This window comes from Marivita sp., assembly GCF_048006345.1.
Lineage (GTDB): Bacteria > Pseudomonadota > Alphaproteobacteria > Rhodobacterales > Rhodobacteraceae > Marivita.
Window position 1 is genome coordinate 363,965 of sequence record NZ_CP180351.1, and the last position, 16,315, is coordinate 380,279.

Below are 16,315 nucleotides of genomic sequence, written 5' to 3' on the forward strand. Positions count from 1 at the left end.
TTAACGAAACGCAGATACTTGAAATCGTCGGGCCGCTTCCCAAATTGGATGTTAAGCCCGTAAACATTGGAGGGACAAGGGTATGGCCAATTATGCGAATCTCCCGGCCCCGTCACCGGAAGCTGGACTGAGCCGCTACTTGCAGGAAATCCGGAAGTTTCCGCTTCTGGAACCCGAAGAAGAGTACATGCTCGCCAAGCGTTGGGTCGAGCAGGAAGACACCGAAGCCGCACACAGGATGGTCACAAGCCACCTGCGCCTCGCCGCGAAGATCGCGATGGGCTATCGTGGCTATGGTCTGCCGCAGGCCGAGGTGATCTCGGAGGCGAATGTCGGGCTGATGCAGGCGGTCAAACGGTTCGATCCCGAAAAGGGCTTCCGTCTGGCGACCTACGCCATGTGGTGGATCCGTGCGTCGATCCAGGAATATATCCTGCGGTCCTGGTCTCTGGTGAAGCTGGGCACGACCTCCGCGCAGAAAAAGCTGTTCTTCAACCTTCGCAAAGCCAAATCGCGTATCGGTGCTCTTGAGGAGGGTGATCTGCGTCCTGAGCACGTTCAGAAAATCGCGACCGATCTTGGGGTGACCGAGGACGAAGTGATCTCCATGAACCGGCGGCTGTCGGGGGGCGATGCGTCTTTGAACGCCACCGTCGGTTCCGAAGGCGAAGGCACGATGCAGTGGCAGGACTGGCTCGAGGACGAGAGCGCGGATCAGGCGGGCGATTATGAAGAACGCGACGAGCTGGAAGCGCGCCGGGCGATGCTGGTTCAGGCAATGGATGTGCTGAACGACCGCGAGAAGGACATTCTGACCCAGCGCCGTCTGGCCGACAAGCCGGTCACGCTCGAGGATTTGTCGGCGCAATACGATGTCAGCCGTGAACGCATCCGCCAGATCGAGGTGCGTGCGTTCGAGAAGCTGCAGAAGCGGATGCGTGATTTGGCCCGCGAGCAGGGTTTGCTGAGCGCCGTTTGATACCTCGACCGATAAGAATTTTGAAAACGCCGGGCCTGTGCCCGGCGTTTTTTCGTGTTACGCCAAGGCCAACACAGAGGAGGATCGAGGTATGACGGATATTCGGTGGGGCATTCTGGGGGCTGCCAAATTCGCGCGGCAGCATCTGGCACCGGCCATCCACGCCGCGCGCCAGTCGCGGCTGGCAGTCTTGGGCACGTCTGATGCGGCCAAGGCAGCCCCGTTTCAGGAGATCGACAGCTCGCTTCGCGTGGTGGACAGCTATGACGCGGTCCTGGCTGATCCCGAGGTCGATGCGGTTTATATTCCGCTGCCGAACACGCTGCATGTGGACTGGACGCGAAAGGCGCTTGAGGCGGGCAAGCATGTGCTGTGCGAGAAACCGATCGCGATGCAGGCGGGCGAGATTGACGCACTCATTGCGCTCCGCGACAGCACCGGGTTGGTGGCGGCAGAGGCCTATATGATCGTTCATCATCCGCAGTGGCAGCAGGTGCGCGATTGGGTGCAGGGCGGTGAGATCGGACGCCTTTTGCGGGTCAATGCCACGTTCAGCTATGACAATTCCGGCGATCCCGGGAATATCCGCAACACGGTAGATTTGGGCGGCGGGAGCCTGCCGGATATCGGGGTCTACACGCTGGGCTGCACGCGGTTCGTGACGGGGCAGGAGCCGGAGCGCATTCTTTACGCGGATATCCGGCGCGAAAACGGGGTCGAGGTAACCACCGAAGCTGTGGTGCAGTTCGACGGGTTCACGCTGACCTCTCTGACCTCTATGCGCATGACACCACATCAAAATGTGACGTTCCATGGCTCAGCAGGGGTGATCGAGGTTGTGACCGGGTTCAATCCGCAGGTGCATGGCCATGCCGAAGTGCGGCTGGCGCGGCCGGGGCAGCCGACGCAGATCGTGCAGTTTCCGGGTGTGAACCATTATGTCTTGCAGATCGAAGCTTTTGGTGCCGCTGTGCGAGGGGAGGCGGCGTATCCCTGTCCGCTGGAATTCAGCCAAGGCACGCAGCGGCTGATCGACATGATCTGGGCGGCGGAGACATAATTCGGGTCGTTGGATACCGCTCAGGATCCTTGTGAGAACAGCAGAGTTGCGCTCGAGTTGTGGTGAACTGATTGTCCGTCGAAACTGTGGAGCGTTTGCCGCTACACAAAAGTAAGGCACCGTTCATTCTGTTGGAGGACAAAATTCTGCTTTTGTTGAGAAGGTAACTGTTATGTCGCTTTGGGCATTTTAGCCATGGGTGACCGCTCAGAAGCGTCGAGTACTATTTTCGCGCGCGCGCTGGACATGCCAGACAAGGTCGCGGTTCAGACGCCACGTCAGTCTCTGACCTACGCCCAGCTTGCGGATTTGGTCAATCACTGCGCCTTTCGCCTTCAGGCGAAGGGCATTGCAGGTTACTCAATTTGTGCGCTTGCGATCCACGATCAACTTTCGTTGTTGATCCATTGGCTTGCGTTGAATCGCCTTCGCGTCGGGGTCGTGTGCGTTCCTGTTCGGCAACCGGTTCATGACATTGAGAGTTTGATCACCGAGTGTGCGATCAAAGTCGCTGTGTCGGATCATGGATTTGTCTGGCCCGGTATCAAGGTTGTCGAGGCCTGTCTCGATCTTTCAGTGGGTTCTTTCGGTGGCTCTTTGGACCTGACTGCAAACACCCAGAACCGGATCGAGCATGTGCTCTTGGGATCAGGGTCAACCGGGAAGCCAAAGCTGATTGCATTTGAGTACGGCGCGTTAATCCGCATGATTCAAGCGTATGTCGAGGGCGTAGAGATCACGTCAGAGCACAGGTATGGACCGCTGATCAACCTTCAGTATGGAGGGCCGGTAACTTACTGTTTGATCCGCTTTTCGGTTGGCGCCACCGTGGTTCTGACTGACGCGACAGTTGAGGATCCGTTTCTTTTCCTCGAGCGCTTTGAAATTGCGGCGACGGATGTGACCGTGTTGCATGCCGAACAACTCTACCGGCTGGCCCGAAAGCACGGACGACGATTAGAGACCATGAGAGATTTGTCTCTGTCATCGTCGGTGGTTACCGATGATCTTGCGTCCCGTTTGAAGGACGCGGTGACCTCTGAGGTGTCGATAGAATACGATACGAACGAGTGTTGGCCGATATGCCGGATCCACATGGGCCGCGAGATGCGCCCCGAAGGCTCTGTGGGTCGGGCGCTGAGAAACGCCACTCTCGAGGTGGTGGATAACGAACACCGCCCCTGTCCGGTAGATCAACCGGGACATGTTCGTATGCGCGCACCGGGTCTGTTCAGCCGGTATCTCGGTCAGCCGGAGGAAACGCAGCGGCGGCTGCAGAACGGTTGGTTCTATCCGGGGGATGTGGGGAAGCTGAACGCGGACGGACATCTCATCTTGCTGGGCCGGTCAGACCACATGATGATCTTCAATGGGGTCAATATCTATCCGGCAGAAATCGAGCGGGTCATGGCCGATCATCCTTCGGTCACCGACGCTGCCGTGATGCCTTTCAAGCATGAAATCCATCAGGACGTGCCGGTCTGCGCTGTTAAACTGCATCCGGGTGCCCAGACAACCGATGCGGAGTTGCTAGAATATGGCCGGAAGCGCCTCGGAACGAGATCGGCGAAATTCGTCTTTGTCGTTGAAGAAGTTCCGCGCAACCATCTGGGAAAGCTCATCAGGTCTGAAATGGCCGAGATCATGAGGGCTCGGATGAAGACGCGATTCCAGTGACGACCTAACCGTTCGTCTGCAATAACGAAAAAGGGCTGATCCGGGGATCAGCCCTTTTGTTTCAGGCGGCGTTGGTGTTGGCCGGTTTGGCCTTTTTCGCCTTGGTGTCGCCCGCATTGCTGTCGATGAAATCGAGCACGAGCGGCCGGATGTTGTTGCGCCAACTCTTGCCGGCGAAGATGCCGTAGTGGCCTGCACCGGGTTCCACGTGGCTGGCCTTCATCTCGTCGGGTAGGCCGGTACACAGCTTCAGAGCTGCAAGGCACTGGCCGGGGGCCGAGATGTCGTCTTTCTCGCCTTCGACGGTCTTGACGGCGACCTTGGTGATGGCACCGAAATTGACCTTGTGACCCGCAACGACAAATTGGTTCTTCGCGATCTCGCGCTTCTTGAAGATGCGGTCGACGGTGGAGAGGTAGAATTCGGCGGGCATGTCCATGACGGCGAGGTATTCGTCATAGAAGCGATTGTGCGGATCGTGGTCTGACGCTTCGCCGCGCATCACGTTCTGGATCTGATCCGAGAACGCGCTGGCGTGCCGGTCGCCATTCATCGAGATGAACGAAGCAAGCTGCAGGAGGCCCGGATAGACCATGCGGCCCACGCCCTTGTACTTGAAGCCGACGCGCTGGATCATCGTTTCCTCAAGCTGGCCCATTGTCACGCGGCGGCCAAAATCGGTCACGTCGGTGGGGGTCGCGTCAGGATCGACCGGGCCGCCGATCAGGGTCAGGGTGCGCGGTTGCGCATCCGGGTCCAGTTCAGCGAGATACGCCGTCGCGGCAAGAGTCAGGGGCACCGGCTGGCACACGGCGACAACGTTTGTGTCGGGGCCGAGCTTGCGCATGAATTCCATCAGGTAGAGGGTGTAATCCTCGACATCGAACTTTCCGGCGCTGACAGGGATGTCACGGGCATTGTGCCAGTCTGTCACGTAAACTTCGCAGTTCACGATTAGGGACTTCACCGTGGAGCGGAGGAGCGTTGCATAATGACCGGACATCGGTGCCACCAGCAGGATCTTGCGGGGCTGTTCCTTGCGTCCGACCACGTCGAAATGGATCAGGTTTCCGAAGGGACGTTCGACTATAGTCTTGACCTCGACAAGGTGATCCTTGCCATCGTCTTGGGTGAATGTTCGAATCCCCCAATCTGGTTTTGCGACCATGCGTTCGAAGGTACGTTCGGTCACTTCCCCCCAGGCGGCCATCCATTGCATGGCAGGGTTGGGCAACATCGCCCAGGCGGGGTAGGACGCCATGGTGCGCGCTGTTGCGCCAAGCCATTGATTTGTATTACGAAACGTTTCCATGAGATCGTAGGTCATCATGTAGCGCATAGAGGCGTCTCCTTATGGTCAGCCCAAAAATTGAGCCAATAAGTCGCTTTGCCTCCCATCGCAGGCGACTGTATTCTGCATAGCAGCATGTTTAGGGGGGAATATTGGCCATGACAACTAACGACGTTGCCGCACCGGAAATGAGTGCGGAACTTGAGGCCAATTTGCAAAAGGTGGAAACCCTGACACAGCGGCTGATGTCAGCCCTGTCGCAGAAGAAGCAGATCAATCCGTCACTGCATGGTCCGGACTCGATGCTGTATGGCAAGGCCGTGCAGGCCTATTGGCAGGAATGGCTGCAAAACCCGGCCAAAATCCTTGAACACCAGATCGAATACTGGGGCAAATCCGTAACCCATTATGTTGAGGCGCAGCAGGCGCTGGCCAAAGGCAAGCTGCAAGCGCCTGAAGATCCCGGTCCCAAGGATCGCCGCTTTTCGAACCCGCTTTGGGACGAGCATCCGTATTTCAACTTCATCAAGCAGCAATACCTGATCAATGCCGACGCGATCCGCAAAGCGGTGGACGACATCGAGGATATGGACGCGACCGAGAAGAAGCGGCTGCGCTATTTCGCGCAACAGATCGTCGACATGTTCGCGCCGACCAATTTCCTCGCGACCAATCCCGACGCGCTGCAAAAGGCGCTTGAAACCGAGGGGGAGAGCCTTGTGAAAGGGCTCGAGAACCTTGTTGCCGACCTCGAGGCGAACAACGGCGAGCTGGTGGTGCGTCTGGCCGATGAGGGTGCGTTCCAGATCGGCGCCAATATCGCCACGGCCGAGGGCGAGGTCGTCTATCGCAACCACATGATGGAGTTGATCCAGTACAAGCCGACGACCGAGAAGGTCCGGGAAACACCGATCATCCTCTTTCCGCCCTGGATCAACAAGTTCTACATCCTCGACCTCAAGCCGGAGAATTCGTTTATCCGCTGGGTGGTGGATCAGGGTTACACGCTGTTCGTGGTGAGCTGGATCAACCCGGATGAAAGCTACAAAGATGTGGGTCTCGATACTTACGTCGAGGACGGCTATCTGCGCGCCATCGAAGAGGTCAAATCCATCTGCGATGTCGATAAGATCAATGCCATCGGCTACTGCATCGCAGGCACCACGCTGAGTCTGACGCTGTCGCTGTTGAAGCAGCGGGGCGATACGTCGATCAAATCCGCGACCTTCTTCACCGCACTGACCGATTTTTCGGATCAGGGGGAATTCACGCCGTTCCTGCAGAACGACTTTATCGACGGCATCGAGGCAGAGATCGGGGATACGGGGCTTCTTAAGTCCTTCATCATGGCAAGGACGTTCAGCTACCTTCGGTCCAACGACCTGATCTACGGGCCCGCCATCAAAAGCTACATGATGGGAGAAACCCCACCCGCGTTTGACCTTCTGTATTGGAACGGCGATGGCGCGAACCTGCCGGGGCGCATGGCGGTCGAGTATTTGCGTGGACTGTGCCAGTCGAACAAGTTTGCCGAGGGCAGCTTTGAATTGATGGGGCAAACGCTCAGTTTGAAGGATGTCGACGTCCCGCTTTGTTCGATTGCCTGCGAGACCGATCATATCGCCGCCTGGAAGGACTGCTATCGCGGTGTGCAGCAAATGGGGTCGAAGTCAAAGACGTTCATCGTGTCGGAGTCGGGCCATATCGCGGGAATCGTGAACCCGCCGTCGAAGAAAAAATATGGTCACTACACCAATGAGGACCTGTCTTTGTCCGCGTCTGACTGGATGTCTTCAGCTGAGTATACAGAGGGTTCTTGGTGGCCCGTCTGGGAGAAGTGGCTGGCCAAGCGCGCCGGGAAATGGATCAAGGCACGGGAAATAGGGGATAAATCCCATCCGCCCCTGGCACCGGCCCCCGGCACCTATGTGATGATCAAGGCGCGCGCCTGATCCATCCTGCCCTATGGTCAAAGTTTTTTGCTGCAGTGCAGAAAAAGGGTTGAAATGCTGCGGTGCAGCATGTATATATTCCTCATCTGCACAAGACAGCGGGGTGGGCCCGCAGAGCAGGAAAGGACTTAAGCAATGGCTAAGACACCCGATATGACAGCGACCCTGAAAGAAATGATGGGCGCATTCCCGGTCGACACGAAAGCAATGGAAGACGCGTTCAAGACAACAGCAACTCTGAACGAGAAGCTGTCGCACGTTGCAATCGAAGCGGCTGACAAGTCGGCAGAGATTTCTGCAAAATGGACCAAAGACACTCTCGCCAAGCTGGGTGAGATGTCCAAGGCGAAGACAGAGCCGGCAGACTATGCCAAGGCGATGACCGATTTCGCTTCCGCTCAGGCTGAAGTTGCTGCCGAGAACATGGCCGCGTTCGCTGAGATCGCGAAGAAAGTCCAGATGGACACCGTTGAGCTGATGATGGCAGCTGGCAAGGACCTGTCGGAAGACGCGACCGCCGCAGTCAAGAAAGCAACAGCTGACGTCACAACAGCTGCCAAGAAAGCAACTGCTGTTGCGAAGTAAGCATTAAGGATTAGCGTTCTCTCCTCCCAAATTGGAACGCTATATTCTGGCCGGGCTCCTTGTGAGTCCGGCCTTTTTTGTTTGTCTCTCGGAGACATGGACTGAGCTTCCGAGCCTGGTGAAAGTGGCACCCAAGCCTTTTGAATTTGCACCAAAAAACTGGACAGCGTGGCTTTGCGTAGCTAGGCAGCCGTATTGCTTTGCGGTTTGGGAGAAAAAAATGCCTTTTTTGTCAGCCTTGAGCGCTGTGTCATCAGCGCTCGGCATCATTTCCTTTTTCAGACCAGACCCTGCTGCGGCTGACCGCGATGAAAAGTTCAGAAGCCTGACTGACCAGCTTAACGAGTTGGAAGACTTCGTGGACGCAAGTCAGCAACAGATCCTTGCCAATGCGCTTGGAACTGCGCGGACGGCACTTGATACGCTACGCGCCTACGAAAACGAACCTGATGCTGCTATCCGAAGCACTCTTGCAATCCAAGCCGAGAGTCAGGCGAACGAAGGCTTGAACCAGCTGACAACTCAGGTTGGTACCCTGCTTGTGTCAGCAGCATCTGTCGAGACGCTTGCATATGTTCTTTATGCACTTCCGGTCGTCATGTCGATCCGCACAGAAGTGTCGGCAGTGGTTGGCGATGGTCCTCTGGGAACAGCGGGCCTGCATGCGCAAATCAAATCAGCGGCTGATTTGCTCTATAACGAAGCCAATGACAGCAACGTCGTCACGGCGATTGGTTTGCGGCTTCAAAGTGATATTGACGTTTCCTTCACGGACGCATCCGTCGTCGCGTCGGCGCCGCTTAGTCCGTTGGTGACCGATACACTGTTTGGGCGTGTGACAGCTTCAAGCGAATTCGGAGGCACGCAAGAACGCAATGTTGGGCCGTATATCGCAACGCGACTGGTCTTTACGGATCACCCGGATCAAAGCACGTTTGACCGGGCCCGCGATAATGCCGAAGCAGAGCTTTGGGATGACAACCTGCAAAATGCTCTTGAAGCCATTGGCTATAGCGAAATTCAGGCCTTTGGCCGGGCAATCAGCGAGGACCTTGCAGAAACGCTCGCCGATGTTCCAAACCACGAGCAATTGCTGTCGCCCGAAGACGATGTGGCTGATGGCACCGCGCTGGCGGATTACCTGTTTGGCGACGATGGGGATGATGCGCTGTCCGGACTGGCCGGACCGGATGCCGTGAGCGGGGGGCTTGGTAACGACATTCTGCGTGGTGGGCAGGATGCCGACTATCTGACCGGTGGCCCGGGCAGTGATATGATCTTTGGCAATACCACCTACGGCGACGGAGGCGCTGGGGATACGGCACGTTTCGAGGGGCGGGCCCGCGATTTCGCGATTGATGGCGGGACAACCTATGCCACTGTGACCAATTCGAGCGGTGAGCGTGACAAGCTGTTCAACATCCAGTTCCTACGCTTTGACGATCAAACAATCGAATTGCAGGAAGGATCCGCTCTTGACGGTGCTGGCGATCCTGAAGGTTTCAACGTCGCTGAACGCGTGGCGCTGCTCTACGAAGCGGCGCTGAACCGAGATGGCAATATCGATTTGCCGGGGCTGAATTTCTATATTGGCGTTACGGAAGCGAACAATCCGTCAGACGAATTCCTTGCGCGCGATCTGATGACCAGCCCCGAGTTCTCGCAGAACTTTGGGAACGCAGAAACGCTTTCGAACGAAGACTTCCTTCGGCAGGTCTACAATAACGTGCTGGAACGGGATCCGGACATCGACGGCTTCTTGTTCTACCTGAACCTTCTCAACAACAACATCATCACAAAAGAGCTGGCGCTTGCCGACATCGCAATCTCACCCGAGAACACCGCGGCGTCGGGTGATATCCTCATGAGCCTTTACGAGTCATCGGAAGGGGAGTGGGGCTTTATTTGATCCTTGGAATGTCAGTGCTTTCTTTTTGTGCTGCATGTGCTTAGGCTGCATTGCAGCAAAGACATTCCGGGGGAGAGGGCACTTTGGCCGAAGACCAGAATCCGCTTTTGATCAAGCGCTACGCGAGCCGACGTCTCTATAACACCGAAACATCCGACTACGTGACATTGGAAGACATCGCGGGGTTCATCCGAGGTGGGCGCGAGGTCAAGATCGTCGATCTGAAATCCGGAGACGACCTGACACGACAATACCTGTTGCAGATCATTGCCGAACACGAAAGCCGGGGCGAAAGCGTGCTTCCAACCAATGTGCTCAACGATCTGGTGCGCAGCTATACCACCACCGCCACCAGCGCGGTGCCGCAGTTCCTTGCTGCAAGCTTCGAGATGTTCCGCGACAGCCAGTCCAAATGGATGGAGAACATGAACAAGGCCAACCCGATGTCGGGTGTGCCCGGGTTCGAAGCCATTCAAGCGCAGCAGGAAGCGTTTCTCAAGGCGATGACCGGCGGCATGAGCGGGTCATGGTCGGGCCCCTCCAAGGATGACTCCGACGCGCCAGCGAAAGACACGAAATCCGGCAGCAGCACCGACGATCTTGATGCGATCCGCAACCAGCTTGCCGAGCTTCAGAAAAAGCTGTCGAAGCTCGACAAGTGATCAGGCCAGCGCCTGCACCGGCGGGCGCATGACGTGATCCACGGCGGACAGGATCACGTCCGCTACGGCATCACATTCGGCCAGGGTCAGGCGCGCGGGCAGGCGGCAATCGCAGGCGCGTGCCAGCATTGCCCGCGTCTTGGGCAGGTCCGGTGCTGGCCCAAGGAATTCCCAGTTCCAGAACGCCCGTGCGTTGTCGGCGCTGCGTCCGAAGACCTGGATCGACACACCCATCGCCTTTGCTGTGTCGACAAAGGCATCGACATCCGCATCGCTCATATCGCGCAGGCTGAATTGCAGCGAATCCGGCGCGCGTTCTTCCTGCGGCAGGGAGGGCGGTACGGTGATCCAAGGCGACTGGCGCAGGCGGTCTGCGACGTGATCGTGGTTGCGGCGGCCATCGCGGACGCGGCGGTCCAGCTCGGCCAGCTGTGGGCGGATCACGGCAGCGGACAGGTTCGACATGCGCAGGTTATACAGCGGCAGTTTGTTCTGCCACTTGGCAAAGGCCTCGTGCAGGACGGGGTGTTTCTTCCAGTTGTGCTCGTAGGCGCCCGACAGGATCACCGCACGGGCGATCAGGTCGGCATCGTCGCTGAGAAGGATGCCTCCTTCGCCGGCGTTGAGCATCTTGTAGCTTTGGAAGCTGAAGCATCCGACGTGGCCCAGCGTGCCGATTTTTTGCCCGTTCCAAAGCGTGCCCAATGAGTGCGCGGCGTCTTCGATCACCGGAAGGCCGCGCGCTTGGGCCAGCGTCAGGATCGCGTCCATATCGGAGGTGTGCCCGCGCATGTGGCTGATCATTACTGCATGAACATCATCGATCTTGGCTTCGAAATCCGCCATGTCGATGCGGTAGCTGTCATCCACTTCGCACAGCACCGGGACGCACTCGGCATGGACGATGGACGAGGGCACGGCGGCAAATGTGAAGGCGGGGATCAACACGCGCGCGTCACGGGGGAGGCCAAGTGCCTTCAGCGACAGGAAAAGCGCGGCAGAGCAGCTGCTGACCGCCAGCGCGTATTTCGCCCCCATCAAGGCGGCGAACTCTTCTTCAAGCAACGACACGGGCGCTGCTTCGGGAGCGGTGTATCGGAACAGGTCACCGGATTGCAGCAGACGGTCAATCTCGCGACGGGCGGATTCCGGGATCGGCTCTGCGTCGTGCATGTTCGGAAGATGTGTCATTGCTGCGCCTCTTGTCTGTCGTGTCGTCTCAGCATACGCGCTGTCACGAGAGTATGACAGTGGTATGACAGGATGTCTCCCAGCTTGGGATCAAACACCCAACCTGTCACGCATCGCATACCAGGACATCCCCAGCTTGAGGATCGATGTGCGCATCAGCCCGCCGCCCGGGAATGGCATGTGCGGGATGGTGTTGAACGCGTCGAACCCCGGTGATGCGCCGCGGGTCGCTTCGGCCAATAGCTTGCCCGCCTGTATGGCGGTTCCGACACCGTGGCCGGAATAGCCCGATGCGGACAGTATGTTGGGCTGCACACGAGCAAGGTAGGGCATGCGTTTGAGCGTGATGGCCAACGTGCCGCCCCAGGCATGGTCGATACGCACATCGCGCAGATGCGGAAAGATCTCCGACAACGGTTTGCGCACCAATGCAGCGATGTCGGATGGAAAGCGGTAGCCATAGGTCTCGCCACCGCCAAAGATCAGGCGTTTGTCATGGCTCAGACGGAAGTAATTGACAACAAAGCGGGAATCCGCGACGGCGACGTCCTGTGTCAGCACCTTTGCAGCATCGTTGCCCAAAGGTTCTGTGGCGATGACATAGTTGTTGATCGGCATGACCCGCGCGGTCACCTGCCGGTCCAGCCCACCCAGATAGCCATTCCCTGCAAGGATCACCTGATCCGCGATAACATGGCCCGCATCGGTCCGCACCGTCACCTTTGACCCGTGTTTGATGTCATGCACATGGCTGCGCTCGTGCAGGCGCGCGCCAGCTTTGGCTGCGGCCTCCGCCAACCCCAGTGCCAGCCGCAGCGGGTGCAGATGTGCTGCCCCCATATCGAGCGTGCCACCGATATAGTCGGGCGAGGGGCAGAGCGCGTGGAACGCATCGCGGTCCAGCGCTGTGATCTTGTCATAGCCGTATCGCGTTTGCAGATGTTCGGCATAGTCATGCAGGTCTGTCACATCCGCCGGGCGCGAGGCGGCCCAGGCGATACCGTCCTTGAGGTAGCAATCAATCCCGTGTTTGGCGATCAACCTGCGCACCAGCGCCTTGGCATCCTCCCCAAGATCCCAAAGCAGGCGCGCGTTATCCGCCCCCACCATCTTTTCCAACGTGATCTGGTCTTGCCGCTGCCCTGTCCCCAATTGTCCGCCATTGCGGCCTGACGCGCCGAATCCCACCCGATGCGCATCGAGCAGCACCACATCCGCGCCCATCTCGGCCAGATGCAGTGCCGCCGACAGGCCGGTATATCCGCCACCGACGACACAGACATCGGCGCGGGTTTCCCCCTGCAACGGCGCGAACGGGGCAAGCAGGGTCGCTGTCGCGGCGTACCAGCTTTGAGGATAGGCCCCTCGGGTGTCATTGCTGAAAAGCAGGTTCAAAACGCGGTCCTGATCTTCTTCTTTTTCCAAATATGCCGGGGAGGGCGAGGGGCAGAGCCCCTCGCATCGGTCGGACCGGCGCAGCCGGTCCGAACTCCAAGGGTCATACGTTGAGCAGCAGGTGCTCGCGCTCCCACGGGCTGATCACCTGCAGGAATTCTTCGTATTCCGTGCGTTTCACAATCGAATAGACGCGGCAGAATTCCTCACCAAGGATGTCGTGCAACTCGGTCGACTCTTCGAACAGCTGCAACGCCTGTCCCAGAACCTGCGGGATGTCGGCCTCACCCTCGTAGGCGTCCTTCTTGAGCGGCTTGGAGGGCCATTTCTCGTTGACCAGACCCAGATAACCGCAAGCAAGGGACGCCGCGATCCCGAGATAGGGGTTGCAATCCATCCCGGCGAGCCGGTTCTCGACCCGGCGGCTGGCGGGGCCGGAGAGCGGGATGCGAATGCCGGTGGTGCGGTTGTCGCGGCCCCAGGCGAGGTTGATGGGGGCTGCGTGCTCTTTCACATAACGGCGGTAGCTGTTCACATACGGGGCCAGCACGGCGATGGCCGCAGGCAAATAGGTCTGCAATCCGCCGATGAAGTGGAAGAACGCATCGGTTTCGCCGCCCTGCGGGCCGCTGAACAGGTTGCGTCCGGTTTCGATGTCGATGATCGAATGGTGGATATGCATGGCGCTGCCGGGCTCATTGGCGATCGGCTTGGCCATGAAAGTGGCGAAACAATCGTGGCGAAGCGCTGCTTCGCGGATCAGCCGTTTGAAATAGAAAACCTCGTCGGCGAGCTTCACCGGGTTGCCGTGGCGCAGGTTGATTTCAAGCTGACCTGCGCCGCCTTCCTGAGTGATGCCATCGATCTCGAAGCCCTGGGCTTCGGCGAAATCATAGATGTCGTCGATCACCGGGCCGAATTCGTCGACGGCGGTCATCGAATAGGCCTGACGCGCGGCCGCCGGACGACCGGAGCGGCCGATCATCGGCTCGATGGGCTTGGCGGGATCAAGGTTGCGCGCCGTCAGGAAGAACTCCATCTCGGGCGCCACGACCGGCTCCCAGCCCTTGTCGCGATAAAGCTGCACCACGCGCTTGAGCACGTTGCGCGGCGCATATGGCACTGGCTTGCCCTTGCGGTCATAGGCGTCGTGGATGACCTGCAGCGTCCAGTCGCCCGTCCAGGGGGCTGCGGTGGCGGTGCTCATGTCGGGGCGCAGGATCATGTCGCGCTCGATGAAGCCGCCATCGTCTTCGTCTGCCGCTTCGCCCCAGTCGCCTGTGATGGTCTGAAAGAAGATCGAGTCCGGCAGGTGGAAATATTCCTGACGGGCAAATTTCGAGGCGGGCACGGCTTTGCCGCGGGCGATGCCGGGCAGGTCGGCGATGATGCATTCGACCTCGTCCAGCCTGCGGTTCTCCAGAAATGCGCGGGCGGAGTCGGGGAGACTGTCTGTCCAGTCGGTCATGCGAGGGTTCCTTCGCGGAAGAATTTTGCGAATTGGTCGGCCATGCGACCATTGTCGAGCGGTCTGCCCATTCGAGCGCGGGCGACCTGCATCAACTCGTCAGGGACGACGCCCTTGCCGCGCGTTTCGACCAAGCCGTTGATGAAGTCATCGCCGTATTCGGGATGCGGCTGCACCGTAAAGGCCTTGCCGGGATAAAGAAGCGCGGCATTGGCGCAATGATCGTTCGACGCCACAACCTGCGCGCCTTCGGGCCGTTCGACCACCTGATCCTGATGCCAGGCGTTGAAGGTCATCGTCTTGTCACCAAAATCATAGTCCTGCTGGCCCACGGCCCAACCGCCTTTGAACTTTTCGACTTTGCCGCCCATCGCCTGCGCGATGATCTGATGGCCGAAACACACGCCGATCAGCGGACGGTCGGCGGCGACAATATCGCGGATGAGCTGTTCCAGCGGGGGGATCCACGGGTGATCTTCGTAGGCGCCGTGCTTGGAGCCGGTGATGAGCCAGCCATCCGCGTCCTGCGGCCCGGAGGGGAAGACGTTTTCCACGACGCTCCAGGTTTCAAAGGTAAAGCCTTTGCCTGCGAGCATCCGCTCGAAGAAACCGGGATATTCGCCGAACGACCCTTTCAGTTCGTCCGGAGCAAGTCCAGTCTGCAAGATTCCGATTTTCATGAAGCACCAAGGTGTTTGTGGGATCAAGCTATGCGTTCTGCGGGCGCACAGCAAGGGACGCGCCTAGACCGTGTCGAGGTAAATCTCAACGCGTTCGTTTGGCGTCAGTTCGTCCATGTAGTGGATTTCCTGCCTCTTGGTCTGCACGAGGTTGCGGATCAGCTCATCATGGAAGATGCGCGGCATCACCGTGCTTTTCTCGAAGGCCGTGACGGCGCTGGGCCAATCGGCGGGTATCTGCGGCAGGTCAAGCGCGTAGGCGTTGCCGGTCACCGGATCTGGCGGCAGGGCCTTGTCCTCGATCCCGACAAGCGCCGCGCCAAGGATTGCGGCAAGTGTCAGATACGGGTTCACATCGCCACCGGCCACGCGATGTTCGACACGGCGTGCAGATGGGCTGCCCGAGGGCACACGGATCGCGGTTGTGCGGTTTTCGTAGGCCCATGCGATGCCGGTCGGGGCGTGAGACTCGGGCACCAAGCGATCAAAGCTGTTCAGGTGCGGCGCATAGATCAGCGCGCTGTCATGCAGCGCATTGAGACATCCTGCGATAGCGTGGCGCAGCAGGTCCGTGCCCTTGGGACCACCATCGTCAAAGACGTTTTTGCCAGCCTCGTCGAGCAGCGAGAAATGTGTATGCATGCCGGACCCGGCATAGTCGGGATAGGGTTTCGCCATGAAGGAGGCGGCAAAGCCGTGCCTGCGGGCAAGGCCCTTGACCAGCATCTTGAAGAGCCATGCATCGTCGGCGGCGCGCAGGGCGTCGTCGCAATGCATCAGGTTCATTTCGAACTGGCCGAGGCCTGCTTCGGAAATCACCGTGTCTGCGGGAATGTCCATCGCCTCGCAGGCGTCGTAGAGATCGGTAAAGAAGCGGTCGAACTGGTCGATGAGGCGGATCGACAGGATCTCGCCGGCCTTGCGGCGCTTGCCGGAGCGGGGGGAGGCGGGAACCTGCAGGTTGCGGGTGCTGTCGTCGATAAGAAAAAACTCAAGCTCCATCGCCACCACGGGCGTCAGGCCGCGCGCCTTGTAACGCTGAACCACCGTGTTGAGCGCATGGCGCGGATCGCCTTCATAAGGCTCTCCCGTTTCGCGGAACATCCAGAGCGGCAGTAGAGCGCTGGGTGCTTCCAGCCACGGCATCGGCACAAAGCCGCGCCCGGTTGGCCAGAGCACGCCATCGGCATCACCGGCTTCGAACACCAGCGGGCTGTCGTCGATGTCTTCGCCCCAGATGTCGAGGTTCAAAACCGAGAGCGGAAAGCGGGTGCCGCCGTCCAGCACCTTGTCGGCAAAGCGCGCAGGCACACGCTTGCCGCGTGCCTGACCGTTGAGGTCCGAAGCGGCCACACGGATCGTGCGGACCTGCGGGTTCTTGCGGAGCCAGTGGCGAATGTGGGGGTCCATTGAAGTGCCGTTTTCAATAATTTGATCAAATTATAGATAGGCGGTGTAACCTCTAC

13 protein-coding genes are annotated in these 16,315 nt (G+C 58.8%); 7 read left to right on the top strand and 6 right to left on the bottom strand.

All coding sequences use genetic code 11. The features are described 5' to 3' along the window. The first annotated feature begins 82 nt into the window (after positions 1-82). The 3 genes from rpoH to ACMVPR_RS01945 all read left to right on the top strand — a co-directional run bounded on the left by rpoH (position 83) and on the right by ACMVPR_RS01945 (position 3,716). Complete coding sequence (gene rpoH / locus ACMVPR_RS01935) at positions 83-979, top strand: RNA polymerase sigma factor RpoH (RefSeq protein ID WP_416881473.1); 897 nt, start codon at positions 83-85, stop codon at positions 977-979. Between the two features lie 91 nt (positions 980-1,070). After that, on the top strand, positions 1,071-2,039 hold the full coding sequence (locus tag ACMVPR_RS01940; RefSeq protein ID WP_416881474.1) for a Gfo/Idh/MocA family protein: 969 nt from the start codon (positions 1,071-1,073) through the stop codon (positions 2,037-2,039). Between the two features lie 195 nt (positions 2,040-2,234). Then, positions 2,235-3,716: a class I adenylate-forming enzyme family protein gene (locus tag ACMVPR_RS01945; RefSeq protein WP_416881475.1), complete on the top strand. Its 1,482-nt coding sequence runs from the start codon at positions 2,235-2,237 to the stop codon at positions 3,714-3,716. Positions 3,717-3,777: 61 nt separating this feature from the next. Here ACMVPR_RS01945 and phaZ read toward each other — a convergent pair whose 3' ends face one another. Beyond that, positions 3,778-5,055, bottom strand: coding sequence for a polyhydroxyalkanoate depolymerase (gene phaZ, locus ACMVPR_RS01950; protein WP_416881476.1), 1,278 nt, complete (start codon positions 5,053-5,055; stop codon positions 3,778-3,780). A 110-nt stretch (positions 5,056-5,165) separates the two neighbouring features. Here phaZ and ACMVPR_RS01955 point away from each other — a divergent pair, with 110 nt between their 5' ends. The 4 genes from ACMVPR_RS01955 (at position 5,166) to phaR (ending at position 10,115) form a co-directional block, all read left to right on the top strand. Next, positions 5,166-6,959 carry a PHA/PHB synthase family protein gene (locus tag ACMVPR_RS01955; protein ID WP_416881477.1) on the top strand — a complete coding sequence of 598 codons (1,794 nt, stop codon included), beginning with the start codon at positions 5,166-5,168 and terminating at the stop codon, positions 6,957-6,959. 135 nt (positions 6,960-7,094) lie between these two features. Beyond that, a complete protein-coding gene (locus ACMVPR_RS01960) occupies positions 7,095-7,544 on the top strand; it encodes a phasin family protein (protein ID WP_416881478.1) in 450 nt (149 codons plus the stop codon). A gap of 220 nt (positions 7,545-7,764) precedes the next feature. Beyond that, a complete protein-coding gene (locus ACMVPR_RS01965) occupies positions 7,765-9,453 on the top strand; it encodes a DUF4214 domain-containing protein (protein ID WP_416881479.1) in 1,689 nt (562 codons plus the stop codon). A gap of 83 nt (positions 9,454-9,536) precedes the next feature. Beyond that, complete coding sequence (phaR, locus tag ACMVPR_RS01970) at positions 9,537-10,115, top strand: polyhydroxyalkanoate synthesis repressor PhaR (protein ID WP_416881480.1); 579 nt, start codon at positions 9,537-9,539, stop codon at positions 10,113-10,115. On the opposite strand, the gene ACMVPR_RS01975 is transcribed toward phaR, so the two are convergent. The 5 genes from ACMVPR_RS01975 to ACMVPR_RS01995 all read right to left on the bottom strand — a co-directional run bounded on the left by ACMVPR_RS01975 (position 10,116) and on the right by ACMVPR_RS01995 (position 16,247). Beyond that, on the bottom strand, positions 10,116-11,306 hold the full coding sequence (locus ACMVPR_RS01975; RefSeq protein WP_416881481.1) for a DegT/DnrJ/EryC1/StrS family aminotransferase: 1,191 nt from the start codon (positions 11,304-11,306) through the stop codon (positions 10,116-10,118). A 90-nt stretch (positions 11,307-11,396) separates the two neighbouring features. Further along, a complete protein-coding gene (locus ACMVPR_RS01980; protein WP_416881482.1) occupies positions 11,397-12,701 on the bottom strand; it encodes an NAD(P)/FAD-dependent oxidoreductase in 1,305 nt (434 codons plus the stop codon). A 103-nt stretch (positions 12,702-12,804) separates the two neighbouring features. Then, entirely contained in the window at positions 12,805-14,169 is a 1,365-nt protein-coding gene (locus ACMVPR_RS01985; RefSeq protein ID WP_300583214.1) for a glutamine synthetase family protein, read from the bottom strand. Continuing rightward, the gene (locus tag ACMVPR_RS01990) at positions 14,166-14,849 is read right to left on the bottom strand and encodes a type 1 glutamine amidotransferase (RefSeq protein ID WP_416881483.1); all 684 of its coding nucleotides are present in this window, start codon (positions 14,847-14,849) and stop codon (positions 14,166-14,168) included. Before ACMVPR_RS01990 ends, ACMVPR_RS01985 begins: the two co-directional genes overlap by 4 nt. A 63-nt stretch (positions 14,850-14,912) precedes the next feature. Then, positions 14,913-16,247 carry a glutamine synthetase family protein gene (locus ACMVPR_RS01995; protein WP_416884601.1) on the bottom strand — a complete coding sequence of 445 codons (1,335 nt, stop codon included), beginning with the start codon at positions 16,245-16,247 and terminating at the stop codon, positions 14,913-14,915. Positions 16,248-16,315 lie beyond the last annotated feature (68 nt).

Bases quoted from the DNA above. Each gene is read 5' to 3' on its own strand.
- rpoH (WP_416881473.1), top strand. From the start codon at position 83: ATGGCCAATTATGCGAATCTCCCGGCCCCGTCACCGGAAGCTGGACTG.
- ACMVPR_RS01940 (WP_416881474.1), top strand. From the start codon at position 1,071: ATGACGGATATTCGGTGGGGCATTCTGGGGGCTGCCAAATTCGCGCGG.
- ACMVPR_RS01945 (WP_416881475.1), top strand. From the start codon at position 2,235: ATGGGTGACCGCTCAGAAGCGTCGAGTACTATTTTCGCGCGCGCGCTG.
- phaZ (WP_416881476.1), bottom strand. From the start codon at position 5,055: ATGCGCTACATGATGACCTACGATCTCATGGAAACGTTTCGTAATACA.
- ACMVPR_RS01955 (WP_416881477.1), top strand. From the start codon at position 5,166: ATGACAACTAACGACGTTGCCGCACCGGAAATGAGTGCGGAACTTGAG.
- ACMVPR_RS01960 (WP_416881478.1), top strand. From the start codon at position 7,095: ATGGCTAAGACACCCGATATGACAGCGACCCTGAAAGAAATGATGGGC.
- ACMVPR_RS01965 (WP_416881479.1), top strand. From the start codon at position 7,765: ATGCCTTTTTTGTCAGCCTTGAGCGCTGTGTCATCAGCGCTCGGCATC.
- ACMVPR_RS01975 (WP_416881481.1), bottom strand. From the start codon at position 11,306: ATGACACATCTTCCGAACATGCACGACGCAGAGCCGATCCCGGAATCC.
- ACMVPR_RS01985 (WP_300583214.1), bottom strand. From the start codon at position 14,169: ATGACCGACTGGACAGACAGTCTCCCCGACTCCGCCCGCGCATTTCTG.
- ACMVPR_RS01990 (WP_416881483.1), bottom strand. From the start codon at position 14,849: ATGAAAATCGGAATCTTGCAGACTGGACTTGCTCCGGACGAACTGAAA.